General features: G+C 65.5%; 20 protein-coding genes and 1 tRNA gene. 7 read left to right on the forward strand and 14 right to left on the reverse strand.

From position 1 onward, the window contains the following. Nucleotides 1–55: 55 nt before the first annotated feature. The gene (gene aroA / locus IAE58_RS04080) at nucleotides 56–1,363 is read left to right on the forward strand and encodes a 3-phosphoshikimate 1-carboxyvinyltransferase (protein WP_199932703.1); all 1,308 of its coding nucleotides are present in this window, start codon (nucleotides 56–58) and stop codon (nucleotides 1,361–1,363) included. Nucleotides 1,364–1,564: 201 nt separating this feature from the next. On the opposite strand, the gene IAE58_RS04085 is transcribed toward aroA, so the two are convergent. Further along, nucleotides 1,565–2,125, reverse strand: coding sequence for an energy transducer TonB (locus IAE58_RS04085; RefSeq protein WP_199932702.1), 561 nt, complete (start codon nucleotides 2,123–2,125; stop codon nucleotides 1,565–1,567). A gap of 118 nt (nucleotides 2,126–2,243) precedes the next feature. Continuing rightward, nucleotides 2,244–2,882 carry an energy transducer TonB gene (locus IAE58_RS04090; RefSeq protein WP_199932701.1) on the reverse strand — a complete coding sequence of 213 codons (639 nt, stop codon included), beginning with the start codon at nucleotides 2,880–2,882 and terminating at the stop codon, nucleotides 2,244–2,246. A gap of 113 nt (nucleotides 2,883–2,995) precedes the next feature. Here IAE58_RS04090 and serS point away from each other — a divergent pair, with 113 nt between their 5' ends. Continuing rightward, nucleotides 2,996–4,276, forward strand: a complete 1,281-nt coding sequence (gene serS, locus IAE58_RS04095; RefSeq protein WP_108753484.1) for a serine--tRNA ligase — start codon at nucleotides 2,996–2,998, stop codon at nucleotides 4,274–4,276. A gap of 122 nt (nucleotides 4,277–4,398) precedes the next feature. On the opposite strand, the gene IAE58_RS04100 is transcribed toward serS, so the two are convergent. Continuing rightward, nucleotides 4,399–4,749, reverse strand: coding sequence for a ligand-binding protein SH3 (locus IAE58_RS04100; protein ID WP_199932700.1), 351 nt, complete (start codon nucleotides 4,747–4,749; stop codon nucleotides 4,399–4,401). 147 nt (nucleotides 4,750–4,896) lie between these two features. Next, complete coding sequence (locus IAE58_RS04105) at nucleotides 4,897–5,481, reverse strand: NAD(P)H-dependent oxidoreductase (protein ID WP_108753482.1); 585 nt, start codon at nucleotides 5,479–5,481, stop codon at nucleotides 4,897–4,899. A 123-nt stretch (nucleotides 5,482–5,604) separates the two neighbouring features. On the opposite strand from IAE58_RS04105, the gene IAE58_RS04110 reads away from it, so the two are divergent. From IAE58_RS04110 to IAE58_RS04120, 3 genes are all read left to right on the forward strand, one after another. After that, nucleotides 5,605–6,597 carry a LysR family transcriptional regulator gene (locus IAE58_RS04110; RefSeq protein ID WP_079222336.1) on the forward strand — a complete coding sequence of 331 codons (993 nt, stop codon included), beginning with the start codon at nucleotides 5,605–5,607 and terminating at the stop codon, nucleotides 6,595–6,597. 102 nt (nucleotides 6,598–6,699) lie between these two features. Further along, a tRNA-Ser gene (locus IAE58_RS04115) sits at nucleotides 6,700–6,789 on the forward strand. A gap of 403 nt (nucleotides 6,790–7,192) precedes the next feature. After that, nucleotides 7,193–8,740 carry an ATP-binding protein gene (locus IAE58_RS04120; protein ID WP_199932699.1) on the forward strand — a complete coding sequence of 516 codons (1,548 nt, stop codon included), beginning with the start codon at nucleotides 7,193–7,195 and terminating at the stop codon, nucleotides 8,738–8,740. A 734-nt stretch (nucleotides 8,741–9,474) separates the two neighbouring features. Here the strand turns inward: IAE58_RS04120 and IAE58_RS04125 are convergent. Both IAE58_RS04125 and IAE58_RS04130 read right to left on the reverse strand, forming a co-directional pair. Then, nucleotides 9,475–12,255 carry a UvrD-helicase domain-containing protein gene (locus IAE58_RS04125; protein WP_199932698.1) on the reverse strand — a complete coding sequence of 927 codons (2,781 nt, stop codon included), beginning with the start codon at nucleotides 12,253–12,255 and terminating at the stop codon, nucleotides 9,475–9,477. A 151-nt stretch (nucleotides 12,256–12,406) separates the two neighbouring features. Next, nucleotides 12,407–13,396, reverse strand: coding sequence for an MDR family oxidoreductase (locus IAE58_RS04130; RefSeq protein WP_199932697.1), 990 nt, complete (start codon nucleotides 13,394–13,396; stop codon nucleotides 12,407–12,409). A 101-nt stretch (nucleotides 13,397–13,497) separates the two neighbouring features. Here IAE58_RS04130 and IAE58_RS04135 point away from each other — a divergent pair, with 101 nt between their 5' ends. Both IAE58_RS04135 and IAE58_RS04140 read left to right on the forward strand, forming a co-directional pair. Then, nucleotides 13,498–13,845: a helix-turn-helix domain-containing protein gene (locus tag IAE58_RS04135; protein ID WP_108753418.1), complete on the forward strand. Its 348-nt coding sequence runs from the start codon at nucleotides 13,498–13,500 to the stop codon at nucleotides 13,843–13,845. A 413-nt stretch (nucleotides 13,846–14,258) separates the two neighbouring features. Continuing rightward, nucleotides 14,259–14,666 (forward strand): hypothetical protein, encoded by a 408-nt coding sequence (locus IAE58_RS04140; protein WP_199932696.1) that lies wholly within the window; start codon nucleotides 14,259–14,261, stop codon nucleotides 14,664–14,666. Between the two features lie 145 nt (nucleotides 14,667–14,811). Here the strand turns inward: IAE58_RS04140 and IAE58_RS04145 are convergent, their stop codons facing one another. From IAE58_RS04145 to IAE58_RS04180, 8 genes are all read right to left on the reverse strand, one after another. Next, a complete protein-coding gene (locus tag IAE58_RS04145) occupies nucleotides 14,812–16,503 on the reverse strand; it encodes a PAS domain-containing sensor histidine kinase (RefSeq protein ID WP_199932695.1) in 1,692 nt (563 codons plus the stop codon). Between the two features lie 83 nt (nucleotides 16,504–16,586). Further along, a complete protein-coding gene (locus tag IAE58_RS04150; protein ID WP_199932694.1) occupies nucleotides 16,587–18,728 on the reverse strand; it encodes a TonB-dependent receptor in 2,142 nt (713 codons plus the stop codon). 88 nt (nucleotides 18,729–18,816) lie between these two features. Beyond that, nucleotides 18,817–20,010: a GAF domain-containing sensor histidine kinase gene (locus IAE58_RS04155; RefSeq protein ID WP_199932693.1), complete on the reverse strand. Its 1,194-nt coding sequence runs from the start codon at nucleotides 20,008–20,010 to the stop codon at nucleotides 18,817–18,819. Nucleotides 20,011–20,073: 63 nt separating this feature from the next. Continuing rightward, complete coding sequence (locus IAE58_RS04160) at nucleotides 20,074–21,825, reverse strand: EAL domain-containing protein (RefSeq protein WP_199932692.1); 1,752 nt, start codon at nucleotides 21,823–21,825, stop codon at nucleotides 20,074–20,076. A gap of 181 nt (nucleotides 21,826–22,006) precedes the next feature. Further along, a complete protein-coding gene (locus tag IAE58_RS04165; RefSeq protein WP_233614643.1) occupies nucleotides 22,007–24,133 on the reverse strand; it encodes a methyl-accepting chemotaxis protein in 2,127 nt (708 codons plus the stop codon). A 153-nt stretch (nucleotides 24,134–24,286) separates the two neighbouring features. Then, nucleotides 24,287–24,556 (reverse strand): hypothetical protein, encoded by a 270-nt coding sequence (locus tag IAE58_RS04170; RefSeq protein WP_108753411.1) that lies wholly within the window; start codon nucleotides 24,554–24,556, stop codon nucleotides 24,287–24,289. Nucleotides 24,557–24,653: 97 nt separating this feature from the next. Beyond that, nucleotides 24,654–25,385: an SOS response-associated peptidase family protein gene (locus IAE58_RS04175; RefSeq protein WP_199932691.1), complete on the reverse strand. Its 732-nt coding sequence runs from the start codon at nucleotides 25,383–25,385 to the stop codon at nucleotides 24,654–24,656. A 60-nt stretch (nucleotides 25,386–25,445) separates the two neighbouring features. Then, nucleotides 25,446–25,709, reverse strand: a complete 264-nt coding sequence (locus IAE58_RS04180) for a hypothetical protein (RefSeq protein ID WP_199932690.1) — start codon at nucleotides 25,707–25,709, stop codon at nucleotides 25,446–25,448. Nucleotides 25,710–25,721: the final 12 nt, after the last annotated feature.

Raw genomic sequence — 25,721 nt, forward strand, 5'->3', positions numbered from 1 at the left:
TGCCGCGCCCCTTGAAGCACCGCCGGCCCGCCGGCGTTTACGGAACGATCGAACGATGAGCAACGCGCAACACTGGATTGCCCGCAAGGGCCAGCCCCTGCAGGGCAGCCTGACCATTCCCGGCGACAAGTCGGTGTCGCACCGCTCGGTGATGTTCGCCGCGCTGGCCGATGGCACCTCGCAGATCGACGGCTTCCTGGAAGGCGAAGACACCCGCGCCACCGCGCGTATCTTCAGCCAGCTGGGCGTGCGCATCGAAACCCCCAGCGCCTCGCAGCGCATCGTGCATGGCGTCGGCATCGACGGTCTGCAGGCGCCCAGCGCGCCGCTGGACTGTGGCAACGCCGGCACCGGCATGCGCCTGCTGGCCGGTCTGCTGGCCGGCCAGGCGTTCGACTGCACGCTGGTAGGTGATGAATCGCTGTCGGGCCGACCGATGCGCCGGGTGACCGGTCCGCTGTCGCAGATGGGCGCCAAGATCGACACGCAGGACGATGGCACCCCGCCGCTGCACGTGCACGGTGGCCAGGCGCTGCACGGCATCGATTTCGCCTCGCCGGTGGCCAGCGCACAGGTCAAGTCGGCGGTCCTGCTGGCCGGCCTGTATGCGCAGGGCGAAACCAGCGTGGTCGAACCGCACCCGACCCGCGACTACACCGAACGCATGCTGTCGGCATTCGGCGTGGACATTGAATTCTCGCCGGGCAAGGCCCGCCTGCGTGGCGGCCAGCGTCTGCGCGCCACCGACATCGTGGTGCCGGCTGATTTCTCCTCTGCCGCATTCTTCCTGGTCGCCGCCAGCATCATTCCCGGTTCGCACATCCGCTTGAAGCAGGTGGGCCTGAACCCTCGCCGCACCGGTCTGCTGCACGCACTGCGCCTGATGGGTGCAGACATCACCGAAGAGAATCCGGCCGAGCAGGGCGGGGAAGCAGTGGCCGACCTGGTGGTGCGCCATGCCCCGCTGAAGGGCGCGCGCATTCCCGAGGAACTGGTGCCGGACATGATTGATGAGTTCCCGGCGCTGTTCGTTGCTGCCGCGGCGGCCGAAGGCCAGACCGTGGTGACCGGCGCGGCCGAGCTGCGGGTGAAGGAATCGGACCGTCTGGCGGCCATGGCCACCGGCCTGCGCGCGCTGGGCATGCAGGTGGACGAAACCGAAGACGGCGCCACCCTGCATGGTGGCGTGACCCTGGGCAGCGGCACCATCGAAAGCCACAGCGACCACCGCATTGCCATGGCGTTTGCCATTGCCGGGCAGATCAGCAGCGGCGAGGTGCGCATCAACGACATCGCCAACGTCGCCACCTCGTTCCCGGATTTCGACGGCCTGGCCCGCAGCGCAGGCTTCAATCTGGCTTGACCTCGGTGCGATACCGCTGCGCTCGCCGGTCATGGCCCGGCGCTACCACCGACCGCATCCGGTAGCGCTGGGCCATGCCCGGCGGAACGCATCAGCGCCCGCATCCCGGTAGCGCCGGGCCATGCCCGGCGAGCAGGCAATCCGGGGCAAAAAAAGGCGGAGGCCGAAGCCTCCGCCACATCACGAACCCCTCGTCCGCGATCAACGCTGTTCGGTACGGAAATCCACCGGCACGCGCACCACACTGGCTACGGCGCGCCCCTCATGCACGGCCGGCTGGAACTTCCAGCCCTGCACGGTATTGATCACGGCGCGGTCCAGGTCGCGGCTGCGTTCGCCGCTGCGCGACACGATGCTGGCCTGGGTCACGTTGCCGCGCGTGTCGACGTTCAGGCTGGCCACCACGCTGCCCTGCACGCCACTGCGCAGCGCAGCAGCGGGGTAGGTCGGCTTGGCATTGCTGGCCAGCGGGCGCGCCTCACGGTTGCTCACGGCAGGAGCGCTGCGTCGGGTGCTGTTGGCCGGTGCCGCGGTGCGCGCCGCAGGCGCCGTGGTGGCAACCGGGGTCTCGGTGGCGGGCAGCATGCGCTCGCCCACCGGGGCCGGCGCCACGTCTTCCTGGTTGGCAAAGCGCAGCCAGACGAAAGCCGCCGCGAACATTGCCACGATCAGCGCCATCCACAGCCACGGCGACGTCGGCCGGTGCGGCACGTCCTGCTGCAGCTGGGGCGAATGAAGGTTTTCGTGGGTAGTAGCCGTCATTGCTTGCTCCTCGCGTCTGTAACGACGCCCCGAGTCTGGACCGGGCAGCAGTGGCAATGTGTCAGCGTTGCGTCAACGCAACCGGCAGGGTTCAGGTTGCCTGCCGGGCAGCGTTCAGTTACTGGGGCTTGAAGTCGAACGGCACTTCAATGCTGCCCGGCACGGCCTGGCCGTTGCTCTGCGCCGGGGTGAAACGCCAGCGGCGCACGGCGTCGGTGGCGGCGCGGTCCAGGTCACGCGAACCGCTGCGCTGGATCACCGTTACGTTGTTCGGGTAGCCCGTGGCATCCACGTCCACGCGAACCACCACGCTGCCGGCCTCGCCACGGCGCAGGGCGGCGGGCGGGTAGCTGGGCGCGGGCGACTGCTCGGCAATCGGCATCGGCTGCGACGTAGCCGCAGCCGGCGCGGCCGTACCCGGGGCCGGGGAGGCCGGGTCCACCGCGGCGGGCGGCGGCGGGGCGGTTTCCACCAGCTTCGGCGCCTCGTCCTCGGGCAGCGGCGCCGGCTTGGCATCGGGCATGTCGCTGGATCCCGTCGCGGCCGGCAACGGCTCGGGCAGCGGCTCGATCTGCGCCGTTTCCTGAGGGGTGGCCGTGGCCGGGTCGGCGCGGAAGAATTCCTTGTCGCGGCCGGTCAGCCAGACCACCACGAACAGCGCAATGCCCACGCCGAAGGCGATGCCGGCGATCTTCAGGGCGTTGCGCGGAATGTGCACAGTGAACGACTTGGCAGAGGACGAGCGAGGTGCAGACATGGACCAGACCAGCGTGAAGTACCCCGATTCTGCCACGCCCGGAATGAACCGGGCGGCAGAAATCCGTATAACAGGCGATAATCCCGTCCCTGTTACCCACCACGACACCTGCCATGCTTGATCCAGCCCTGCTCCGCCACCAGCCCGCCGACCTCGCCGAACGCCTGCGCACCAGCCGCGGCTTCGAGCTCGACGTGTCTGCCCTGGAGTCCCTGGAGGCCGATCGCAAGCGTATCCAGGTGCGTACCCAGGAACTGCAGAGCCTGCGCAACAGCCGTTCCAAGGCCATCGGCCAGGCCAAGGCCAAGGGCGAGGACGTCTCGGCCATCATGGCTGAAGTGGCCGCGTTCGCCGACGAACTGAAAGCCTCGGAAGTGGCCTTGGACGAGCTGCGCGAGAAGATCGACACCATCGCCGCGGGCATCCCGAACCTGCCGGCCGATGACGTGCCGGCCGGTGCCGACGAAAACGACAACGTCGAGCAGGCGCGCTGGGGCACCCCGCGCAGTTTCGATTTCCCGGTGCTGGACCATGTTGAACTGGGCGCACGCAACGCCGGCTTGGACGCGGAAACCGCGGCCAAGCTGTCCGGCTCGCGTTTCACCGTGTTGCGCGGCCAGGTCGCTCGCCTGCACCGTGCCCTGGCCCAGTTCATGCTGGACCTGCACGCCGGTGAGCACGGCTACGAAGAAACCAACGTGCCGCTGCTGGTCAACGCCGATTCGCTGCGCGGCACCGGCCAGCTGCCGAAGTTCGAGGACGACCTGTTCAAGACCGCCGTGGGCGATTCCACGCGCTATCTGATCCCGACCTCGGAAGTGCCGCTGACCAACCTGGTGCGCGACGAGATCGTCGACGCCGAGCGCCTGCCGCTGCGCGTGACCGCCCATTCCATGTGCTTCCGCGCCGAAGCCGGCAGCGGTGGCCGCGACGTGCGCGGCATGATCCGCCAGCACCAGTTCGAGAAGGTGGAACTGGTCTCGATCTGCCGCCCGGAAGACAGCGACGCCGAGCACCAGCGCATGACCCGTTGCGCCGAAGTGGTGCTGGAAAAGCTGGGCCTGCCGTACCGCAAGGTGCTGCTGTGCACCGGTGACATGGGCTTCTCGGCCATCAAGACCTACGATCTGGAAGTCTGGCTGCCATCGCAGAATACCTACCGCGAAATCAGCTCGTGCTCGAACACCGGTGATTTCCAGGCCCGCCGCATGCAGGCCCGCTGGCGCAACCCGGCCACCGGCAAGCCGGAGCTGGTGCACACCCTGAACGGCTCGGGCGTGGCCGTGGGCCGCGCCATGATCGCGGTGATGGAGAACTACCAGAACGCCGACGGCACCATTACCGTGCCCGACGTGCTGCGCCCGTACATGGGTGGTATCGAAACCATCGGCTGAACCCGGTAGCGCCGGGCCATGCCCGGCGTTTTTGGGTGGGGCATCCACGCATGGCGTGGACCTACGGGGGAGCGGCGCGCGTATGTAGTAGATCCACGCCATGCGTGGATGAACCCCCGCGATCACCCCACAACCCGCACCTTCTCCAACGGCACCCATTCGGGCTCGCCGTCCTCCGGCACGCACCACGCCCATCCATTCAGCGTGCGCACCCCGCGCAATCGCTGGCCCGGGTCCACATCCAGTTCCCGCGCGCAGTAATCCTGTGTGGCAAATGCGCCACCGTGCGCATCGCGCCCGATCGCCGGCGCCGGCACGTACCCCGGCTCCTGCCCCTCGGTCTGGCATAGAAACCAGTCTTCCCAGCCCTCAGGGCCTTCATAACGTTCACCCACCACCAGCGCCTGCCCGCGGCGCAGGGTGATCGGTTGCGGAAATTCGCTGCGGTGCGCAGTGGTCACGATGTAATCCATGCCCCCAGCCTGCCGGCCCCACGCAACAAAAAACGGCCCCGCAATGCGGAGCCGTGAGGGTGGGCCGGGATGGGGGAGGGGCTCCCGGCCCGCAATCAGCGCCCCCGACGAGGAGGGGGGAGGGCGCCGATCGCTGGAACGCAGTACTTACGCAGCCACTTCTTCAGCAGCGTGCGACGGCAGGGCCGACAGCGCGCCGGCAATGGCGTCTTCGCGGTGCTTGGGCGAATAGGCAATGCCCTCAGCGCGAACGAATTCCACGTTGTCGATGCCCATGAAGGCGAACACCTGGCGCAGGAAGGGCTCCTGGAAGTCGGCCGGCGAATCGGTGTAGATGCCGCCGCGGGCGCTCACCACGATCACGCGCTTGCCACCGGCCAGGCCCACCGGGCCGTTCTCGGTGTACTTGAAGGTGCGGCCAGCAACGGCCACGCGGTCAATCCAGGCCTTCAGCGTGGACGGAATACTGAAGTTGTACATCGGCGCGCCGATGACAAGGATGTCGGCGGCTAGGAACTGCTGCATCACCTGTTCAGCATCGGCCGCCTCGGCGGCATCGGCGCCGGCCAGCGAGCCGCTGCGCAGATGGGGTACCGGGTTGGCGTCCAGATCGCGATAATCGACCTGCAGGCCGTCGATCTGGTCCTTGAACTGGGCGACCACCGCCGCAGTCAGCTGGCGCGAGACGGAGTTGTCGCCAAGCACGCTGGCGTCGAGATGCAGAAGCTTCATGGCAGTCACCTATGTTCGGGAAGGGGGGCGGGTTCGCCGCCGACGGAGAGAACGATAGGTTGTTGCATGAGCGGGATAAAGGTGGTTCAATGCCACGAATTGTTCTAGATATGGAACTCGGGTATGCATGACCTGAATGACCTGTACTACTTCGCCATGGTCGTGGACCACGGCGGTTTCGCCGCCGCCGAGCGCGCCCTGGGTATCCCCAAATCGCGCCTGAGCCGCCGTATCAGCCAGCTGGAAACCGACCTGGGCGTGCGCCTGCTGCAGCGTTCCACGCGCCGCTTCGCCGTCACCGACGTCGGCACCAGCGTGCACCGCCACGCGCAGACCATGCTGGCCGAGGCCCAGGCCGCGCGCGAAGTGGTGGACCGCCTGAGCGCCGAGCCGCGCGGCGTGGTGCGCGCCAGCGTGCCCGTCTCGTTGGCGCAGATGCAGCTGCCCAAGCTGCTGCCCAAGTTCCTGGAGCAGTACCCGAAGGTGCGCCTGCAGCTGAACATCAGCAACCGCCGCGTGGACATCATCAATGAAGGCTACGACGTGGCCCTGCGCGTGCGTTCGCGCCTGGACGACGACGGCAGCCTGGTCATGCGCAGCTTCGGCCAGGTGCAGGAACTGCTGGTGGCCAGCCCGAAGTACCTGGACCGCGCCGGCCGCCCGAAGGACCCGGAAGAGCTGACCCAGCACGTCACCCTCAGCATCAGCGAAGACGAGGCGCGCCAGCGCTGGGAACTGCATGGACCGGAAGGCGAAGTACGCCGGGTGGACCTGCAGCCGCGCGTGGCCGGCTTCGACTTCCCGCTGCTGCAGAGCATGGTGAAGGACGGCTTCGGCATCACCATGCTGCCGGAAACCGTGTGCGCCGAAGCCGTGCGCAACGGTGAACTGGAAGTGGTGCTGCCGGACTGGTCGCTGCCGCAGGGCGTGTGCCACGCCGTGTTCGCCTCGCGCCGGGGCCTGCTGCCGGCGGTGCGCGTGTTCATCGACTTCCTGGCCGAACACCTGCCGCCGCAGCTGGAGGCCTCGCGCCTGGACTGCGGTGGCGCGTGCGAGAAGGCTAAGGAGAAGATCAAGGCCAGCGCCTTGGGCGCCCTGGCCGTGGATGCAGGCTGAGGGCTTCCGATAGCGCCGGGTCACGCCCGGCGTTACGCCGGTCTTGGGCAAATCGCCCGGCCGTGCGAGAATGCGTGCCCGGCCAGCAGGCTGGGCCGATACGGAGAGATGGCCGAGCGGTTTAAGGCACCGGTCTTGAAAACCGGCGAAGGGTTAAACCTTCCGTGGGTTCGAATCCCACTCTCTCCGCCAATGCGACGTCTAAGTCACTGTTTATAGTTGATTTTCGTCTAGGTCGCTCGCTCCATCCTTTCGTCAACAGTTCGTGGATTGGTGGCTCGCTGGACGAAGCGATTGATGTCAGCCTCCAACCATGCGTGCCGCAATCCTAGGTCCGAACTTGTATGAATGCCGGAGGTTGCCTCGCTTAACACAGATGGAGATCGTCGACTAGCTAGGCTGATGTGGCGGTTGATGCCTCGACTCGCTCCCGATCAACATCCGATTCCGTGATGGTGACTTCGCGCCAGTTCTTTGTGCGTGCAGTCCGCCTTCAGTCAATTGTCATGGCCGCAAGGAGTCTCTTGCCAACCGCAGCGGCAGGTTACCCTAATGGCCTGACGACCTCGCCAAGTCTCGACAGGCACTTCAAAGCATGACCAATTATATGGAGCAGCTTCCGTTCGATTTCGACGATGGGCTCGTAACCGTTGATACGGCGACGTGGACGCCTAGAGAAATTTTTCATAGGCTGAATCAGCGGTATTTGAGGCATTTTCGCGAAGACAGGAGGGTCGAGTGGAAAAATCACACTCTGCCTAATATGGCTGATCTTGCGACGTACTTGAGTGCGTTCTCCAACACTCCTGATGGTGGCGTCCTTGTGTATGGAGTGGACGATGGCGGAACAATTACGGGTGTAAAGTTTGGCGTTGATCAAGTTAACAAGATTGAGCAGTGCCACCTGCATCACTGTCCTGGCGCCAAACCTGAGTTTAAGAAAATTCCAGTAGTTGTGGATGGACGTCCAGCGTATTGCTTAGCAATCTATGTCCCGTACGCTGGACGCCTCGTCGAAACAAATCGTGACGAGGCGTGGATTCGCTATGGTGATGGTAAGCATAAGATGGGGGATGAGGAGCGCGCAGACTTCAGGGCGACGCGGGGCGAACTCGCATTCGAGCTGGCGGTGCCAACCGGCGCCAACTTTCCTCAAGATTTTGACCAAAAATTGATTCAAGATTATTGTGATCAGTTTAGAGAATCGGATTCCCATGCGGGCTGGTCGAACGACGAGGTTCTGAGGGATCGATGCCTACTTCGTTTTGTGGACGGGGTGTGGCGTCCTACTAATGCGCTTCTTCTGTTTGCAGGACGTAACCCGCGCCTGACTATACCTGGATGCCGTGTTCGCGTTCAGCGCTTTGCGGGCGCTGAGGAAGGGCAGGGTTCGTCGTATTCTCCGCTAAAGGACGAATATGTCGAGGGGAATCTTATAAGGCTAATAAGTGAGGCGCAGAAGGTTATTTCTTCTATTGTTTTTGACGTCACTTGGCTGGACGATTCCGGGCGATTTGTAACGGCGCCTGAGTACCCTACTCATGCATGGCAAGAGGCACTAATTAACGCGTGCGTTCATCGTGCTTATAATTTCAGCGGCAGCGAGGTCACGGTTAAGATTTTTTCGGACCGAATGGAAGTTGAAAGCCCTGGTGGATTCGTTTTCCCGGTTACGGAGAAGTCTATCTATGATGTGCGAGCCGCTCGGAATGCGCACCTGATGGATGCTTTACGTGTTGTGGGTTACGTGAAAATGGCGCGAGAGGGAACGCGGCGAATAAGAGAGGCGATGAGTGAATACCGACTTCCAGCACCTACTTTTAGGCAGGAGAGCGTTCATGGCGTGGTCGTGCGGGTTACTCTAAAGAATGCTAACAGAGAGAGATCGTCAGATAAGGATGTTGCTGAGTATTTTGGTGTCGATATTTGGCGTAATCTCAGTGAGGCAGAAATAGCAATCGCGTCAAGCGTGCATAGGAACGGCACAATCCAAGTCTCGGAAGTGCAGCGCATGTTTGGTGGTACTTGGAAGACCAACAAGAACCGGCTTGAAGCGCTGGTGTTGAAGGGTGTACTTGTATTTGAGTCGGGTGGTTTCATTCGTAGCCCAAAGGCCCTTTATAAGCTGGCTCCGCGCACTTGAGGCCTATTTGGCTTCCGGGCGCTTTGTCCATGGTTTTCTCTCGTCTGTCGATCGCTTGGTGCGCGGGGGATTCCTCCAAATGCGCTTGAGCGCTTTGCTGGGCGACGCGTTCTGAGGGATCGTCATTAAGGTTGCTCTTTCAGCCGCATCTGTAGCTAGATGCCAACCGCAGTCTGCGAAGTGGGATATGGACAAAGCCCCTTTACTTGAGACCGGCAAGTATCACCCTCTCGCCCCGTGGATCGCCCTTGAGGTCGCTGGGTAAGCGCCCTGCCACGGGCCATTGCGTCCATCGGTTTGATCCTCGGCCTGCCCTCGAACACCGGCTGCGTTTCAGGAATGTTGCACGCCATGACGGTACGCGCCGTGCGTGGCATCAGCCAAGCCGTTGCAGGGCTGGTCCAAGCGCGGGTCAGACAGATCGATCGGCGTTCAACTGACTTCAATCGGGGCGTGAATGTCACCGGCGTTCTGATGCTGGATGGCGCGTGCCTTCTTCAATAGCTTGAAGGGCCGCATGAGCGCGTTGACGGGGTACTGGAACGCATCCTTGCCACCGAGGATTACAGCGACGTGGAGGTGCTCGCCAACGGGAGTGTCCTCCAGGGCTATTTCCCGCAGCCGTCGATGCGCATCATTCCAACGTCGGCATCCGCTCTGCAATAGGCCGCGAAAACTAACTGGAGTGCATCCGGCCCGGATACCGTGCGACGGCTCTCCGCGCTTGTTCCGCCTCACCGCAGTGAGCGCGGCGCATAGAGGCTGGTTCCATGACGGCCTTTGGGCTTGTTATGGCACAACGGGTAACTGGAACACGACCGGAACGCCCCATGCGGTCCATTCCGCTCCACGAACACCCCCACCTTGCACACCGGGCAGCGCTCCTCATTGATCGCCACACCCGACACGCTCGTCACCTCCACCACGCCATCCTCCACCAGCTCATCCAGGAACGGCGAGCGCTTGCCCTGCAGCGTGAACATCGCAACACTCCGCCGCGCACGCGTCAGCGCCACATAGAACAGCCGCCGCTCTTCGCCCAGCGGGAAGGTATCGCCTTCGGGCATCGCCAGCGAAAGTACCGGATCATCTGCTCGCAGGCTGGGGAAACCGCGGTTTACCATTCCCGGCAGAATCACATAGTCGGCCTCGCGCCCTTTTGAACGGTGCGCGGTCAGGAACTCCACGTCCATCGTGCTGCCAAACGCTGCCTTCCAGTCCGCCGGCAGTGCGCTGCGATCATTCCGGTATCGGCCCAGAATGAAGACCGTCACGCGCCCGTTGCGGCCGCGAGGTGCCGAGCCGGACAGCAGTTGCTGATGCAGCGTGGCCAGATACTGGCGAACGCCATCCTGCACTTCTTCGCGCCGGGTCATCTGGAATGCCTGCAGCACCGGTCCAACAGGCGCCGTCGAAGAACGCACCGCCTTGGCAATCTGCGCGGGATTGCGGCTGATGAAGCGGCTGGAGATATCGCACAGTTCCTGCGGGCAGCGGAAGGTCTGCTCCAGTTTCAGTACCTGGCCGTGCCCCATCCATTCGCGGAAACCGGTCATCACCGAAACATCGGCACCGGCGAAACGGTTGATCGACTGCCAGTCGTCGCCCACCGCAAACAGGTAGCGTCCTGGGCGGTTGACCAAGGCGCGGCACAGGCGGGCGCGGGCGCGCGAGGCGTCCTGGAATTCGTCGGCCATCACCAGTTCGTAGGGCGATTCATAATGGCCCTGTTCCAGCAGTCCGGCGGCCATGTTCAACATGTCCTCGAAATCGATGCTGTGCTCGTCGGCCAGTGCATCATCCCAGGCTTGGAATACGGGCCCGGCGATTTCCAGGAAGCGCCGGTAGCGTTCCTTGAACTGGTCTTCGGGCATCTGCCGCAGGCGCTCGGCCATGTCTTCCAGGCTCAGGCAGTTGCTCTTGGCATGGGCGATGAAGGTGCGCATTAAGCCGATCAGATCGGCATCGGGCATGGGCTTGGCGCCGGCGTCGGGCAGTTCGCGGTCCGGGTTCGGGTCCAGTTCAATGCGCGATTCGCCCAACCGTTCGGAAAGGTGCTGCAGGGCCTCGCCACTGCGCAGCCCGAACGAGGTGGTCTCGACCAGTGCGGTCCCGCGTGCGGCATGCTGCTCGCGTTTCCAGCGCACACCCTCGGCGTAGTGGGCGAACTGCTGCGGCGGCTGGCCGTCGGCATCCAGCGCAAAGTGCTCGTGATACAGCGCAGCATCCGGGTAATAGAAGTCCGGCCGATACTGGCGATGGGTATCGGTGGCGGTATCGAATTCGTAGCGCCGCTCGTAGTCGTAGGCCACGCCGTTGTAGAACAGCCAATCGGCAATCACGCACTCTTCCAGGCTCTTCACCCGCTCGCCCTGCAGGGTGCGGATATAGGGCGTGCCATCGCGGTCGTAGCCATCGGCCAGCATCTGCGTGCCCAGCGGTGGCAGATCACGCCCGAACACCAGCCGGAACATGTCCCACTGGGTGCGGAAGTGGGTCGAGCGGTCCTTCAGGTCGTCCACCAGCTCGGCCAGCTTGTTGAAGCCCAGCGCTGCGTCGATGGCCCATTCGGGAATATCAGGCTTGCGTCCGGTCGCCTTGGCGATGATGGACAGGCCCAATGCATGGAAGGTGCGCGCCTCCACCACGGTATCGCCCATGCCCAGCCGTTCGAACGACCGCTGCGCGCGGTCCTCCAGTTCCTTGGCGGCATCCTTGTTGAAGGCCAGCATGACGATGCGTTCGGGCGCGACGAAGCCGCGATCAATGGCATAGGCGGCCTTGGCCACCATGGTCGAGGTCTTGCCGGAGCCGGCCGCGGCGACCACCTGCACGTGGTTGTCGAAGCAGATGACCGCGCGCGCCTGTTCTTCGGTCAGTGGCTTGCTCTCGACCCGGTGCAGGAAATTGCGGGCCAGCAGCAGCTCGCGCGTTGCCATGGTCGCGTTGGCTTCGGCCCAGACGGACGGCCAATCCAGTTCCCAATCGTGCAGGGCGTCCAGCGCGGCACGGTGGCTGGGCGAATGCAGGTCGTCGTGCACATCCTCATCGAGGAACAGCCGCTGCAGCGCTGACGGCTGCAGCGGCAGGGCAGGGCGCTCGGCCAGCAGTGCCTGCTGTTGTTCGTGGGTGATCCAACGGCGGCCGGCGCTGCCGCGGTCGGTCAGGGCGTCTGCCTCGGCCAGCCAGCCCTGAATCTGCGTCAGGATGTCCGCAAAGAGCGCCTTGCGCCCACGGGTAGTGCAGGCAAGCAAGACCTGCTGCACGGCGGCCGAAAGCTGCGATGCCTGGCGGTTGGGCAGGCCATCGACGGACAGTGTTTCACCGTCGTCGCGCTGCAGCTCGATCCGGGCCCAGAACAGGCCCGGAATGATCCGCACACGCGCGTCGCCATCCACGTGGTGCCGGTACTGCGCGCTCCCAATCGAGAGTTCGACCTGCTCGCCATCCAGCCGCAGCCGCCAGTCCGGCGAGCGGGTCACACGTTGGCCCCAGCCCGAGGGGCGCCATTCCATAGACATCCAGATACTGCCTTGCGTACGTCACTGGGCGTAAAGCGCCCTTACAGCCCCATGATAAAGGGGCTTGATGGCATGCGCGGCGTTTCCGGGTCAGGCCAGGCAGTGGGCCAGCGCTGGCATTGCAGCAGCGCCGGCCCGATCGCCCTCAGGCATTCACATCCACCACGATCCGCCCGCGCACCTTGCCCGGGATGATCTGCTCGTACACATCCAGCACTTCAGCCAGCCCGATCTGCTGCACCGCGCTTTCCAGCTTCTTCGGGTCCAGATCGGTGGCCAGGCGATCCCAGGCGCGCTGGCGCACCTGCTGCGGTGCGTTCACCGAATCCACGCCTGCCAGGGTCACGTTGCGCAGGATGAAGGGCAGCACCGAGCCGTGCAGTGCATCGCTCTGCGCCAGGCCGCAGGCGGCCACCGCGCCGCGGTACTTGGTTTCGGCCAGGGCATTGACCAGGGTGGGGCCGCCGGCCACGTCCACCACGCCGGCCCAGCGTTCGGCGCTGATCGGCTTCTTGCGCGGCTCGGACAGCTCCGCGCGGTCGATGATCTCCGCCGCGCCCAGGCTGTGCAGGTAGTCGGCGTGCTCTGGGCGGCCGGTCGCGGCCACAACGCGGTAACCCAGTTTGGACAGGGTGGCGACGGCAATCGAGCCGACGCCGCCATTGGCGCCGGTTACCAGCACATCGCCCTTGTCCGGGGTCACGCCGGCATCTTCCAGCGCCAGCACGCACAGCATGGCGGTATAGCCGGCGGTGCCGATGGCCATGGCATCGCGGGTGGTCAGGTTGCCGGGAATCTTGTTCAGCCACTCACCACGCACGCGCGCACGCTGGGCCAGGCCGCCGTGGTGGCCCATGCTCAGGTCCCAGCCGTTCAGTACCACGCGATCACCGGTCTTGAAATCCGCATTGGTGGATTCCAGCACCACGCCGGCCAGGTCGATACCGGGAATCAGCGGGAATTTCTGGATGACCGGGCGGCTGTTGGTCAGCGCCAGCGCGTCCTTGTAATTCAGGGTCGAATAATCGACCTGCACCAGCACATCGCCGTCCATCAGGTCGGCCTCATCAAAATCGACCAGTTCAGTAACGACGCGGTCGTCGGTCTTGCTGGAAAGTAGTGCCTTGAATGTCATCGCGGGCCTCACGGTCATTGGATGCGCCCATGCTAGGCTCGCACCGTTATTGCAACAAGAACGATGGTTTTTCGTAGGTACTATGGTTTTCCGGAGTATTCATGCGTAGCAGGCGTTGGGACAACAAGAGTGGTTGCGCCGTGGAAGTCACCCTTTCGGTGATGGGCGGTGTGTGGAAGCCGATCATTCTGTTTCACCTGATCAAGGGCAGGCGCCGGTTCATGGAACTGACGCGGCGGGTGCCCAACGCCACCCAATCCATGTTGACCAGCCAACTGCGCGAGCTGGAGGCCGATGGCGTTGTGATCCGCCATGTCTATCCGGAAGTGCCGCCGAAGGTGGAGTACGAGCTGTCCGAGTTTGGCCACACGCTGGTGCCGGTGCTGCTGGCCATGCGCGAGTGGGGCGAAACCTATCGCGGGTACCAGAGCGCGCGTGATGACAGTTGATGGGTGAGGTGTCGCGATTGGCCTGTCCGGGCGAGTTGGATTGCGGCTGGCGTGGATGAAGGCTGCAGGCCGGCAGCGCCATTGAAGGGGCTATTCGTCACCACATGACGCATGTGCCTTGACCACGCCATGGCGGTGTATTTCCCTACTTTTCATCCACGAAAGACTGCGGCAATCATCGCCTCGCCAAGGCACCCGCCCTGGCCGGGATTGGCGTCCCGAACATACGAGTTGCACGGCGTCGGGTTTGCACTGCAACGTGCAGTCCCGACAATGCACCGCTTGCCAGTCCATGGTGGACGGTGCGTGGGGATCTTTCGATCCGCCGGCTTCTCGCAACTCGTATCCGGCACGCCAACCCGCACCGTCCGCCACCTTGCTTTCGCAGGTGGCCACACCGTGAGGTTGCCGCCATGTCCGACCTGCTTCCCGACTATCCCCGCCTGCACGCGTTGCTGGGGAATGCCACGCGCGATCTGCCCAATGCCATCGCCGAACAGCTGGAAGACGCGCTCTGCGATTCGCCCGACAGCCTCGCGCCGTCTGCCTTCTTCGCGCACCTGAAAGGCCACGGCAGGAACCTGCGTGCCGACGGCCAACCGTGGGGCGAACATCGCCTGACCCCCACCCGCACATTCGATCTGGCCCTGGCCACACGTTGCGCGTCGGGCATTACTGCACTGACCGCCGTGCTGCATGCCGCCCATGTGGCACGGGAAAGTGATGATCCGGCGGGCTGTCCCTCCGCGGCCGTGGTCGATGGGCTGTTCGACGCCTGCGAAGCCTTGTCGCTGCAGGTAGAACGGTGTCTGGTTCCGTGACAACCCACGATCCGCGGCCTACCCGGTAGGTGCCCACCTTGGTGGGCACGAGGGGTAGGCGGAGAGCAATGCCTACCAAGGTGGGCATCTACCAAAGCGAGACGGTGCAGGGTAGGCGGAGAGAAATGCCCACCAAGGTGGGCATCTACCGGGCGCTGCCGTGCGCCGCTTCGGTCATCACCTGGGCCAGTTGCTTCAGCGAATACGGCTTGCGCAGCAGGGTGAAGCCATGGCCCGGGTCGCGTGCCAGCAGTTCGCTGTAGCCGCTGGTCAGGATGATCGGCAGCTTCGGGAACTGGGTGCGGATCGTGCGCGCCAGCTCCAGGCCGTTGGTGCCGGGCATCACCACGTCGGTGAATACCAGCTGGAAGCGCGCGGCGTCATGTTCCAGTTCGGCCATGGCCTCTGCCGCGTTTCGCGCCAGCACCACGCCGTAGTCCAGCTCGCGCAGCGCGCCCACGGCGAAGTCGGCCACGTCCACGTTGTCTTCCACCACCAGCACGCACAGCCCGTCGCCGCTGGCCAGGCCAGGGGAGTGCGGGGCAGGGCGCGGCACGCTGTCGGTGCATTGGGTCAGCGGCAGGTACAGGGTGAAGCAGGTGCCCGCGCCCGGCCGGCTCTGCACGTCCACTTCGCCTTCGGACTGCTTCACGAAGCCGAACACCTGGCTCAGCCCTAGACCCGTGCCGGCGCCCACGCCCTTGGTGGTGAAGAACGGTTCGAAGATGCGTTCCAGTACCGAAGGATCAATACCACTGCCGGAATCGGTCACGCTGATCGCAGCAAAATCGCCCTTCAGCGGAATCGACTGGCGCACAGATGGCACGGTGCTGACCCTTTGCACTGCCAGTGTCACCTTGCCGTGGCCCTCGATCGCATCGCGCGCGTTCACTGCAATATTGATCAGCGCGGTATCCAGTTGGTTGCGGTCCAGCAGCACCGGCAGCGGCACGTCGGGCAAGTGCAGGTCCACATCGATACGCGCGCCCACCACGGTGGTGATGATGTCCGCCAGCGCCTGCACGCTCTCGCACAGGTCGAACACTTCCGGCGACAGGCTCTGCCGCCGCGAGAACGCCAGCAGCTGGGCGGTCAGTTTGGTCGCACGCTCGGCCGCCGATTCGATCGCCTGCGCGTAGCGCCGGCGCGGGTCATTGCTGGGCCAGCCATGCAGCAGCATGTCCACCGAACCGGTGATCACCTGCAGCAGGTTGTTGAAGTCATGCGCCACGCCGCCGGTCAGCTGGCCCATGGCTTCCAGTTTCTGTGCCTGGCGCAGCTGCTCGCGTGCGCGCACCAGTTCCAGGTGCGCCTCGCGTGCTTCCTGGGTAATGGCAGCTACCTGGCGGCTGTGCAGGTCGCGCTCGATCACCCGCTCGGTCTGCTCGCTCACCACGCACAGCAGGCCTGCGATTTCGCCGTTGCCCAGCCGCAGCGGCGAATACGAGAAGGTCCACCAGGTTTCCTTCATCGTACCGTCGCGGTCCATCATCAGGCGAAGGTTGTGGAAGCTGCGCGCGGCGCCGGCGAAGGCATCGTCGATGGCCTGGCTGACGTCGGCCCAGACATCGGCCCACACCAGATCCAGGCGTGCGCCCATGGCGCCGTGCAGCTTGTCGCCCAGCAGCGGCAGGTAGGCATCGTTGAAGAAGAACGCCTTGTCCTGCGGCCCCCAGGCAATCCACATCGGCTCGGGTGAATCGAACACCATGGCCAGCACGGTGCGCAGTTCGGCTGGCATCTGCGCGGCCTGCGCGGTCTGTGCCCAGTCACTGTCCTGCAGCAAACGATACGCCAGCTGCTCGGGCGCAGAGACCGGAAGGGAAAAGGCGTGCATGGCCGCTCAGGGCAGGAAGGTGGCACAGCGTACCCGACGGCGTGTGTGCATGCCCTACACGCCGCCGGGTGGTCACGACGGCATCAGAAGCTGTACGCCGCCTGCAGGTACACCCGCCGCGGCTCGCCCGGGAAGTGGCCATTGCGCTCGATGAAGCCGCTGGCCGCATACACCTTGTCGAACAGGTTCTTCACGTTGGCCTGGAACTGCCACTGCTGCCAGGTGGTTTTCCAGCTCATGTCGAACACGGCATAAGGCTTCACCCGCTGGCCGTCCAGGCTGACGCGCTCACCCACGTAATCGGCGCCGAAGCCGATGGCCGAATGCAGGGCGGGCAGGTCGTAGCGGGTCCACAGGCCCAGCTTGTTGCGTGGCGCATTGGCGAAGCGATCGCCGGAGGCATTGGTGATCCCGTTCGGGCCGGCATCCTTCACCCGCGCATCGTTGTAGGCGTAGGTCAGGTTCAGCACCCAACGTTCGGTCACGTCGGCCAGCAGGTCCATCTCCATGCCGGTACTGCGCACCAGACCCAGCGCGGCAAGCTGGTTCACCCCGCCCACCACTTCGCCGGTGGCCTGCACGATGTTGCTGCGGTCGATGCGGTAGGCGGCCAGGTTCAGGGTTACCCGGTCGGCCAGCAGCGATTTCATGCCCACCTCCCACTGCTTGCTGCGCTCGGCATCGAACGGACCGCCGGCGGCTGAATTCTGGTTCGTCGCGGTCTGCGGCACGAAACCACTGGCCACGTTGGCGTACAGGTTCAGGCCGTCGCGCACGATGAAGGTGCTGCCCAGTCGCCAGCTGATGTCGTTGCCATCCACGCTGCTGTGGGCGATGCGGTCTTCGTCCTTGAAGCCGTCCCAGCGCAGGCCGGCCAGCACATGCCAGCGCGGGGTCAGGGTCAGCTCGTCCTGCAGGTAGCCGCCGTAGCGCTGGCTGCGGGTGGACGTGCTGCGCCAGGGCAGGGTGGCCAGGTTGTAGTCATGCCAGGTGCTGGCGCCGTACACCGGGTTGAACAGGTCGATGCCCTGCACCGGGCCGGCGCCACGGGCGAGGTCGGCGCTGTTGGCGGTCTGCGCGGTGAAGTCCGCATCGGTCTGGTACACATCAGCGCCGAACAGCACCTTGTGCTCGATGCCGCCGGTGCGGGTGCGCCACACCGCATTGGCATTGGCGGTCACCGCGTCGTTGTCGCGGAACTGGTTGCGCAGCTGGCGGGTCATCCATTCGGCCACGCCGTCGCCGTCACGGTCGATCAGCCCCATCGGCTCGTGGTACATCTGGTGTTCGCTGTTCTTGAACCAGCGCGCCGCCACGTCCACGTCCAGCGCGTCGGTGGGGGCAAAGCGGTACTGCGCCAGCGCCACCTTGGCGCGCATGTCCAGGAAATCGCTGGCTTCGTTGTGGTTCCAGCGGCGGTCGGTCAGGAAGGTGCCGTTGTCGTCCACCGGCACGCCGCGCAGGCGGTTGCCGCCCAGGTTCTGGGTGATATCGGTGAACTGCAGCACCAGTTCGCCGGTGTCGCCCACATCGAAGGCCAGCGAGGCATCGCCAATCACGCTTTCACTGTCGGTGTTCCAGCGCACGCCCGATTCGCTATCGCCATAGAGGCCCGCGCGGTAGCGCACGCTGCCGCTGCGGTTCAACGGGCCGGTGCCTTCGATCGAGGCGGCGCGGAAGTCCTCGTTGCCGACCTGCAGCTCGATGCGGCGCTCGGCGGTGGCCTTGGGCTTGCGGGTCACGTAGTTGATCACGCCACCGGCATCGCCACCGCCGTACAGGGCGCCGGCCGGCCCCTTCAGTACTTCCACCCGTTCGATGTTGAACAGCTGCGGCACCGAGAAGCCGGCGTAGGGATCGCCGCGCAGGCCGTCGTACAGCACGTTTTCCTGGCGGAAGCCGCGCAGGGTCACGCCGGCGTAGCTGAAGAAACTGATGCCGCTGATGCTGCGGTACAGATCAGTCACCTGGCGGGCGGCCTGGTCATCGATCAGTTCGCGCGGCAGCACCTGGATCGACTGTGGCACCAGGGCCAGGGGTGTGTCGGTGCGGGTGCCGACGGCGGCGTCTTCGGCCCGGTACAGGGTCTGTGCGCGGCCGCGCACCTCTACCTTGTCCAGGTCCTGGACGCTGGAAGGCGGGTTATCGGCAGCATGCGTGGCAACAGCCAAGGGCAGGGCGAGCGCGGCGCACAGGGCGCGGCGGCGGGGCATTCTCACGGGCATGGGCAGTGTGGGGGTGGCTGCAAATGAGAAATATTAGCATTTGCAATACTTCGACACGCATCCCCCGTTCGGGCAATGACGTTTCGTTTCAGAGGCGCAGGGTCAGTACCGTGCCCGAATCGGCGGCGCTGGCCGCCGACAGGGTGCCGCCATGGGCCTTGGCGATCTGCGAGGCAATATACAGCCCCAGGCCCAGGCCGGAATCCAGGCGCTTTTCCTGCGGGCGTGAGAACGGCTCGAACAACGCCGCCAGCTGCGCCTGCGGGATCACCCCGGCGTTGGCCACCTCGATGCGCAGGCCGTCGCCCTCGCTGCGGCCGGTAACGCGAATGGGTTCCCCGGCGGTGCCATGCACGGCGGCGTTGATGACCAGGTTGGCCAGCAGCTGGCACAGACGTGCGCCGTCGCAGCGGAACACCGGCGGCAACTGCAGATCCAGCTCGCAACGGCGCTGCGGATAGGCACGCATGGCCTCGCGGCAGGCCACGGCCAGTACCCCGGAAAGATCGGACCAGTCTTCCAGCTTCAGGGCAATGCCAGTGCCCAGCCGGCCCCGGGCGAAATCCAGGGTCACATCGATCAGCTCGGCGATGCGGTCGGTGCTGTCGTTGATGTGCTCCAGCACCTTCTGCTGCGCCACGCTCAGCGCGCCCAGCGAAAGCAGGTCGGCGCCGGCACGGATGGCCTGCACCGGGTTGCGCAGATCGTGGGCCAGCACCGCGATGAACTCCTCGCGCTCCTTGCCCACCCGCAGCAGCTCGGCGTTGTTGTGCTCGGATTCGGCCAGTTGCACGTCGCGGGTGGTCCCATCACGCCTCAGGCCATCGATCAGTTCCGCATCGGCATCGTGGCTGTGTACGGCATCGATCTGCGCGGCCACCAGCCGCGCCAGCATCGTCAGCGCCGCCACATGGCTCTCGTCCACCGGCCGGGGCAGCGGATCGAGCGTGCAGAGCGTACCGAAGATGCTGCCGTCGGCCAGGGTGACCGGCACGGAGATATAGCTGCGGAAACCATACAGGCCGGGTACCGGGCTGTGCTGGAAATCCGGGTGGGCATGCGCGTCGGCAAACCAGACCGGGCACTGCTGGGCCTTCACGTCCTTGCAGAAGGTCTTGTTGATGTCCAGCACCATGCCGCTGCTGATGCCCAGGCCGGCGCGGTCAACACTCTGCACGGCCCGCCAGCTGATGTCGGTCACCTCGCCCACCAGCGCCACGCGCATGCCGGTCAACTGGCAGGCGAGGTCCAGCGAGGGGCGGAAGTCGATTCGTGAGGGCATCGCAGGCAATCCGGCATCGCGTCTGGGCAGGGGCAGTATAGCGACGCGCGGTGCGCCAGCGGTTCACTCGGCCACCTGGGTATCCAGCAGCGGACGGCTGTGGCCGTTGAACAGCTGATCCGGATCCATCGGCCGGGCCAAGGCAAATCCCTGGATCTCATCGCAGCCCAGTGTGCGCAGACGGCTGACCTGTTCGGCGCTCTCGGCGCCTTCGGCCACCACGCTGTAGCCCAGGCGATGGGCCAGCCCGATGATCGCTTCCACCTTCACGCTGGACCGGTTGTCCAGGCACAGGCGATCGATCAGCGACTTGTCCAGCTTCAGCGTGCTGATCGGCAGTTCGGTCAGGTAACCAAAGTTGCTGTAGCCGCTGCCGAAGTCGTCCACCGCCACGCGGATGCCCGCATCGGCCATCCGCTTCAGTTGTACGCCCTGCTGCGAGTCGGCACGCAGCCATTGGCTTTCTGTGATCTCCACTTCGACCTGCGTGCAGGCCAGGCCGCGCCGGTCGATCCCGGCAATCAAGCGCTCGGCCGTGCCTTCGCGGGCCATGTCGCGGGCCGAGTAGTTGATCGACAGGTTCAGCAGCAGGCCATCGGCGTGCCAGCGTGCGAGCTGGTCCAGTGCACGGTCCACCACCCAGTCGGTGATCCCGTGCATCAATGCGGTGCGTTCGAACACCGGAATGAACTCGGCCGGGCTGACCGGGCCCAGCTGCGGGTGGTTCCAGCGGATCAGCACTTCGGCCGCGACGGGCTGCAGGTCGCGGGCCCGGAAGCGGGGCTGGTAGACCAGATGGAACTCGTCCTGCTGCAGCGCCGTGCGCCCGTCGGTGGCCAGCCGGTAGCCGCGGCGGGTGCTGGCATCGTGGCCCTGCGAGTACCAGCGGAAAGGGGCGCGGGCGGACACCGCCGCGCTCAGCCCGACCAGCAGACGGCGGATCACTTCCCCCGCGCTGTGCTGGCCCAGGGTCAGCTCGCACACGCCGGCGTGGAACCCCGGTGACATCGGCACTTCGGCGGCCATCATCGGCCGGGTCACCCGCGCCTGCAGTTCGGCCAGCAGAGCTTCCACCGCGCTGGCCTGCTCCAGTTCCAGCACGAAGGCAAAGCGGGCCACGCCCACGTGGTAGACCTGGGCCAGCCCATCCAGTGCCATCTTCAGGCGCACACCCGTGCGCCGGATCAGCGTTTCCAGCGGCGCCATGCCCAGCACCTGTCCTGCCTCGGTCGAGACGGCGGTATCGAAAACGTCCACCAGCACCGCATGCATGAACATGCCTGGCTCGCGCTCGGCCAGCGCATCGTGGTCCAGCATGAACTGCTGGCGATCGGGCAGGCCGCTCACCGGGTCGCTGCGCCCGCTCATCGCGCGCAGCTCCAGCTCGTTCATGGCTGCCCGCGCCAGCGTTTCCAGCTGCCGCCGCTCGGCCCCGGACAGCGTGCGCGGTGCATCGTCCATCACACAGAACGCGCCGATGGCCACGCCGTTGCGCGCCACCAGGGGCGCCCCGGCATAGAAGCGCAGGTGTGGCTCGCCCGCCACCAGGGGATTGCTGGCATGCCGCGGGTGCTGCAGCAGATCGTCGATCACCAGCGTTTCGGTTGAACCAATCGTGCTGGCGCAGATGGAATCGCGGATATGGGTCTGCGATACCGCCAGACCGCGGCGCGAGACCAGCCGCTGACGGTCGATCTGCAGCAGCGACACGAACGCGACCGGCACGTTGAAGGTGTGCGTGGCCAGCTCGGTCAGGCTGTCCAGCGAGGCGCCACTGATCTCGCCCAGCGCATTGAGGCCGGCGAGGGTGGACATTCGTTCTTCATCACGGCTGGCAGGCATGTACGGCACATCGTTACGGCGGTCGGGGCGCGACACCGCCAGCATGCCGCAGGCGGCGCGAAGGCGGTGTGGCGTCGGGTTGCACGGCGCGGCCCTGCGATCCTGCCCACTGAATCCTTCAGCTGGGCAGGGCAGGGCAGGGCAGGGCAGGCGCTTACGCTGCGCGCTGCAACGTCGCGCGTGGTGCGCCGGCGTCTGCGATTCGGAAGGTCGCTGCGGCCTGGTCCAGCGCGCTGGCCTGCTCGGCCATGGCACGCGCCGACGCACTGGCTTCTTCCACCAGCGCGGCGTTCCGCTGGGTGGCCTCGTCCATCTGCGCGATGGTCTGGTTCACCTGCTCGATGCCGGATGCCTGCTCGCTGCTGGCCTGGGCGATCTGCTGGATCAGCGTATCGGTCTGGGCAGCGGCGGCACGCAGCTGCTCGATGGCCTGTTCCGACTGGCGGGCAATGCCGATGCCGGCCTGCACGTTCTCGCCGGAGGTTTCGACCAGCGCCTTGATGTCCTTGGCCGACGCTGCCGCGCGCTGGGCCAGGGTACGCACCTCGCTGGCCACCACGGCGAAACCGCGCCCCTGTTCCCCGGCGCGTGCTGCTTCCACGGCGGCATTCAGGGCCAGGATGTTGGTCTGGAAGGCGATGCCATCGATCAGGCCCACCATCTCGCCGATCCGCTGGGAGGAGGCATCGATCTGCTGCATCACCTGCACCACATCCTGGACCGCGCGGGCGGTGCGCTGTACGGCGTCGCCGGCGCTGCGCGATGCCGCATTGGCATGCTGGGCATGCTCGGCGTTCTGGCGCACCGTCGAAGTCAGTTCTTCCATCGACGCAGCGGTTTCCTCCAGGTTGGCCGCCTGGCTCTCGGTGCGGCGCGAAAGATCGGCGTTGCCGGCGGCGATCTCGTCCGACCCGCTGGCAATGGAGGCTGCTGCCGTCTGGATGCGCTGCACGATGCGCGACAGGTTCTCAGCGGTGCGGTTGGTGTCGCGCTGCATGGCCGCGAACACACCCTGGTAGTCGCCCTGCAGGCGTCGGCTCAGGTCACCTTCGGCCATCGCGCCCAGTACCACCGACAAGGCCTTCAGGCTGCCATCGGCGGTTTCCATCAACTGGTTCAGATCCACGATCATGCGCTGGAAGTCGTGGCGGTAGGCACCGGCATCGCCGCGTGCGCTGAAGTCGCCGGCGGCTGCCGCGCGGGCCAGGCGCTGGATGTCCTGGTTGATCGCGTACAGGCTGGCCTTGGCTGCATCCATCGATTCATGCAGCATCGCGCGGCTGCCGGGCAGGCGCCGGGCGTCGCGGCGCAGATCGCCCTGGGCGTATTCGTTCAGCACCTCGATCGCATCGACGATGGCGTCCAGGTGCTCGAACACCATGGTGTTCATGCCCTCGGCCAGCTCGCCGTACACGCCCGGGAAGTCGGTCGGCATGCGATGGGTGATGTCCTCGGCGGCATGTTTGTCGATCATCTGCCGGGTCTGCTGGGAAAAGCGCTGCAGCAGCTGCACCATGCCATCGGTGGCGCGCAGCATCTGGCCCACCTCGTCCTGGCTGTCATCCTGGGCGCGCACGCTCAGGTCGCCACGGGTTACTGCATTGATCGAGGCCTGCACCCGTGCCAGCGGCACGGTCAGGCTGCGCGAGATCAGCCACGCGGCCAGGATGCCCAGCGCCAGGCTGGCCACGCCGAACAGGGTCAGCAGGCCGGTGGTGCGCGCGGCCAGTGACTGCATCTCCGCCGCAGCTTCCGCTACAAGCTTCTGCTGCAGATCGGCGAACTCGCTCAGTGCCGTGTTCCATTGCGCCGCCGCCGGCGCCACTTTGTTCAGCAGCAGGGTGTCGGCGGTCTCGAAATCACCGGCACGCATGCGTGCGTCCAGCTCGGCCAATGCGGCCTGTGTGGCCTGCTGGTGCGCGGCCACCTTGTCACGCATGGTCTGTGCCAGCGGGCTGGTAGCTGGCCGTGCAGTGAAGTGCTGCCAGATCTGATCGTAGCGCGCGGTCTGCGCCTGCACCGTGGCCAGGTCGCGGTCCAGTGCCTGGCCGCGGCGCAGCAGCATATCGCGGCGCAGCAGCAACAGTTCCTTGTTGATGATCAGCATGTCGTACAGCTCGCCCATGCGGGTCACGCGTACGTTCACCGCGTTGTCGAACTGTTGCCGCTGTTTGTAGTTGCTGTGCAGGGCGATCGCAAGAATGGTGGCGATCATCAACAGCAGGATTGAAAAACCAGCGGTAAGGCGGGTGCCTACCTTGAAGCGGCGCAGTGTGTTCAATTTGTGAAGTCCGGTAGTCGTCGTGAGCCCGACTGCCGGGCGTGTCTGCACAGGAGAGAGTCCCGGCAGGCAGTAAGACGGTAGCGGCGCTGCAAGCCGAAGCTTTAGGGTCTCTTTCAGTTTTATTTTTGTGGGGTGCGCACAGCCAGCGCGCTAGACCATGCAGGCAAGGAACACGCCGCACAGTGCGAGCGTCAGCGCGAACACGCGCCGGCTCAGGGCCAGGCAGGCCACCAGCGCGGCCAGCGCCCAGGCGCCCAGCAGGGCACAGGCCAGCAGCCAGAGCCCGGTGACCAACGGCGAACCTGACAGCCCTGTGGCCAGGGCCAGTGCCTTCAGCAGCGCAATTGCCAGAACGCTGCCCAGCATACCCGCCTGCAGGGCAACCGCATCATGTCGGGCTGGGGGTGCGGTCTGGCGCATGGCGAAAGGCGGCTATGCAGTGGGTGCAGCGCTACTGTGCCGCAGGCGATATCCACGCCGTGTGTTTTTCCGGCATTCACCTGGGCCAGCAACGGGTTCAATCGTCTTCGGCGGATTCGTCGCCCGACACGGCATCGTCATCATCATCGTTGACGGGGGGCTCCACGGGATCCAGCAGGGTGTAGTTGTCGCGGCGGGGATCGGCTACCGCCGTCGCCACGTAATACGCTTCCAGGTCGGGTGTCTGCGTCTGCGCCAGCAGGTCTGCGGCGGTCATGCGCTTGCCCAGCAGCCAGGCGCCCGCCGCGGAAGGGTCCAGGAACACGGGGCCGTCAGGCGAAAGCGGGGCAGGAATGTGGGTATCGGCGTGGGTGAGCAGGGTGAATGCATCGCGGGGTTCATCGCTGTCGGCGTCGCGCCAGCGCTCCCACAGGCCGGCGGCCAGCAATGCCAGGCCATCGGCGCGCTGCACGTACATCGGCCAGGGGCGCCGGCGCTGTCGGTCCCATTTGAAATACCCCGTCAGGGGGACGATGCAGTGGCGATGCTTCCAGGCATCGCCGAACAAACGGCTGCGCGCGGCGCGGTCCACGCGCGCGGTGACCGTGGTGTAGGGCGTGTTGGGTTCCTGCGACCAGCGCGGCACCAGGCCCCAGTGCATGGGGGCCACCCACGCGGGATCATCGCTGTCCGCCGCCCAGACACAGGCCTGCGCATCCTTGCCGATGTTGAAGTGGGAAGGTGCAGCGGCGAATGCCTCCGCCACCTCAGCCGGCAGGCCGGGTGCGAAGGCATCTGCCGCAGCAAAGGCCTGGACGAAGCGTCGCATGGGGTCCCTCGGATAGGGTTGGCTGCCGCGCATGCCCGACGTCGCGCGACACCGGTGCCATCAGAGCTGGGCAGTCGCCTCTACCGCGCCGGCCCAGGCCTGCCCGTCGGCCAGGCGCGAATTGCTGACGGCCTGGTGGCAGCCGCAGGCTTCGCAGCGGAACAGCGTGCCGCCGGGCAGATGCAGCAGGTTGTGGTCGGCCGAGGTGGTGGTGGTCGCGCAGTGGCGACAGCTGATGGTCAGCGCGGTGATCCGCTCGATGCCGCCGGACAGGTTGAAGATGGCGTCGAAGGCGAGGATCGAGAAGCGACCGGTGTCCGGCATGGGGAAGCTCGG

This window comes from Stenotrophomonas sp. S49, from assembly GCF_016624905.1.
Classification (GTDB): domain Bacteria; phylum Pseudomonadota; class Gammaproteobacteria; order Xanthomonadales; family Xanthomonadaceae; genus Stenotrophomonas.

Bases quoted from the DNA above. Each gene is read 5' to 3' on its own strand.
- aroA (WP_199932703.1), top strand. From the start codon at position 56: ATGAGCAACGCGCAACACTGGATTGCCCGCAAGGGCCAGCCCCTGCAG.
- IAE58_RS04085 (WP_199932702.1), bottom strand. From the start codon at position 2,125: ATGACGGCTACTACCCACGAAAACCTTCATTCGCCCCAGCTGCAGCAG.
- IAE58_RS04090 (WP_199932701.1), bottom strand. From the start codon at position 2,882: ATGTCTGCACCTCGCTCGTCCTCTGCCAAGTCGTTCACTGTGCACATT.
- serS (WP_108753484.1), top strand. From the start codon at position 2,996: ATGCTTGATCCAGCCCTGCTCCGCCACCAGCCCGCCGACCTCGCCGAA.
- IAE58_RS04100 (WP_199932700.1), bottom strand. From the start codon at position 4,749: ATGGATTACATCGTGACCACTGCGCACCGCAGCGAATTTCCGCAACCG.
- IAE58_RS04105 (WP_108753482.1), bottom strand. From the start codon at position 5,481: ATGAAGCTTCTGCATCTCGACGCCAGCGTGCTTGGCGACAACTCCGTC.
- IAE58_RS04110 (WP_079222336.1), top strand. From the start codon at position 5,605: ATGCATGACCTGAATGACCTGTACTACTTCGCCATGGTCGTGGACCAC.
- IAE58_RS04120 (WP_199932699.1), top strand. From the start codon at position 7,193: ATGACCAATTATATGGAGCAGCTTCCGTTCGATTTCGACGATGGGCTC.
- IAE58_RS04125 (WP_199932698.1), bottom strand. From the start codon at position 12,255: ATGGAATGGCGCCCCTCGGGCTGGGGCCAACGTGTGACCCGCTCGCCG.
- IAE58_RS04130 (WP_199932697.1), bottom strand. From the start codon at position 13,396: ATGACATTCAAGGCACTACTTTCCAGCAAGACCGACGACCGCGTCGTT.
- IAE58_RS04135 (WP_108753418.1), top strand. From the start codon at position 13,498: ATGCGTAGCAGGCGTTGGGACAACAAGAGTGGTTGCGCCGTGGAAGTC.
- IAE58_RS04140 (WP_199932696.1), top strand. From the start codon at position 14,259: ATGTCCGACCTGCTTCCCGACTATCCCCGCCTGCACGCGTTGCTGGGG.
- IAE58_RS04145 (WP_199932695.1), bottom strand. From the start codon at position 16,503: ATGCACGCCTTTTCCCTTCCGGTCTCTGCGCCCGAGCAGCTGGCGTAT.
- IAE58_RS04150 (WP_199932694.1), bottom strand. From the start codon at position 18,728: ATGCCCGTGAGAATGCCCCGCCGCCGCGCCCTGTGCGCCGCGCTCGCC.
- IAE58_RS04155 (WP_199932693.1), bottom strand. From the start codon at position 20,010: ATGCCCTCACGAATCGACTTCCGCCCCTCGCTGGACCTCGCCTGCCAG.
- IAE58_RS04160 (WP_199932692.1), bottom strand. From the start codon at position 21,825: ATGTCCACCCTCGCCGGCCTCAATGCGCTGGGCGAGATCAGTGGCGCC.
- IAE58_RS04170 (WP_108753411.1), bottom strand. From the start codon at position 24,556: ATGCGCCAGACCGCACCCCCAGCCCGACATGATGCGGTTGCCCTGCAG.
- IAE58_RS04175 (WP_199932691.1), bottom strand. From the start codon at position 25,385: ATGCGACGCTTCGTCCAGGCCTTTGCTGCGGCAGATGCCTTCGCACCC.
- IAE58_RS04180 (WP_199932690.1), bottom strand. From the start codon at position 25,709: ATGCCGGACACCGGTCGCTTCTCGATCCTCGCCTTCGACGCCATCTTC.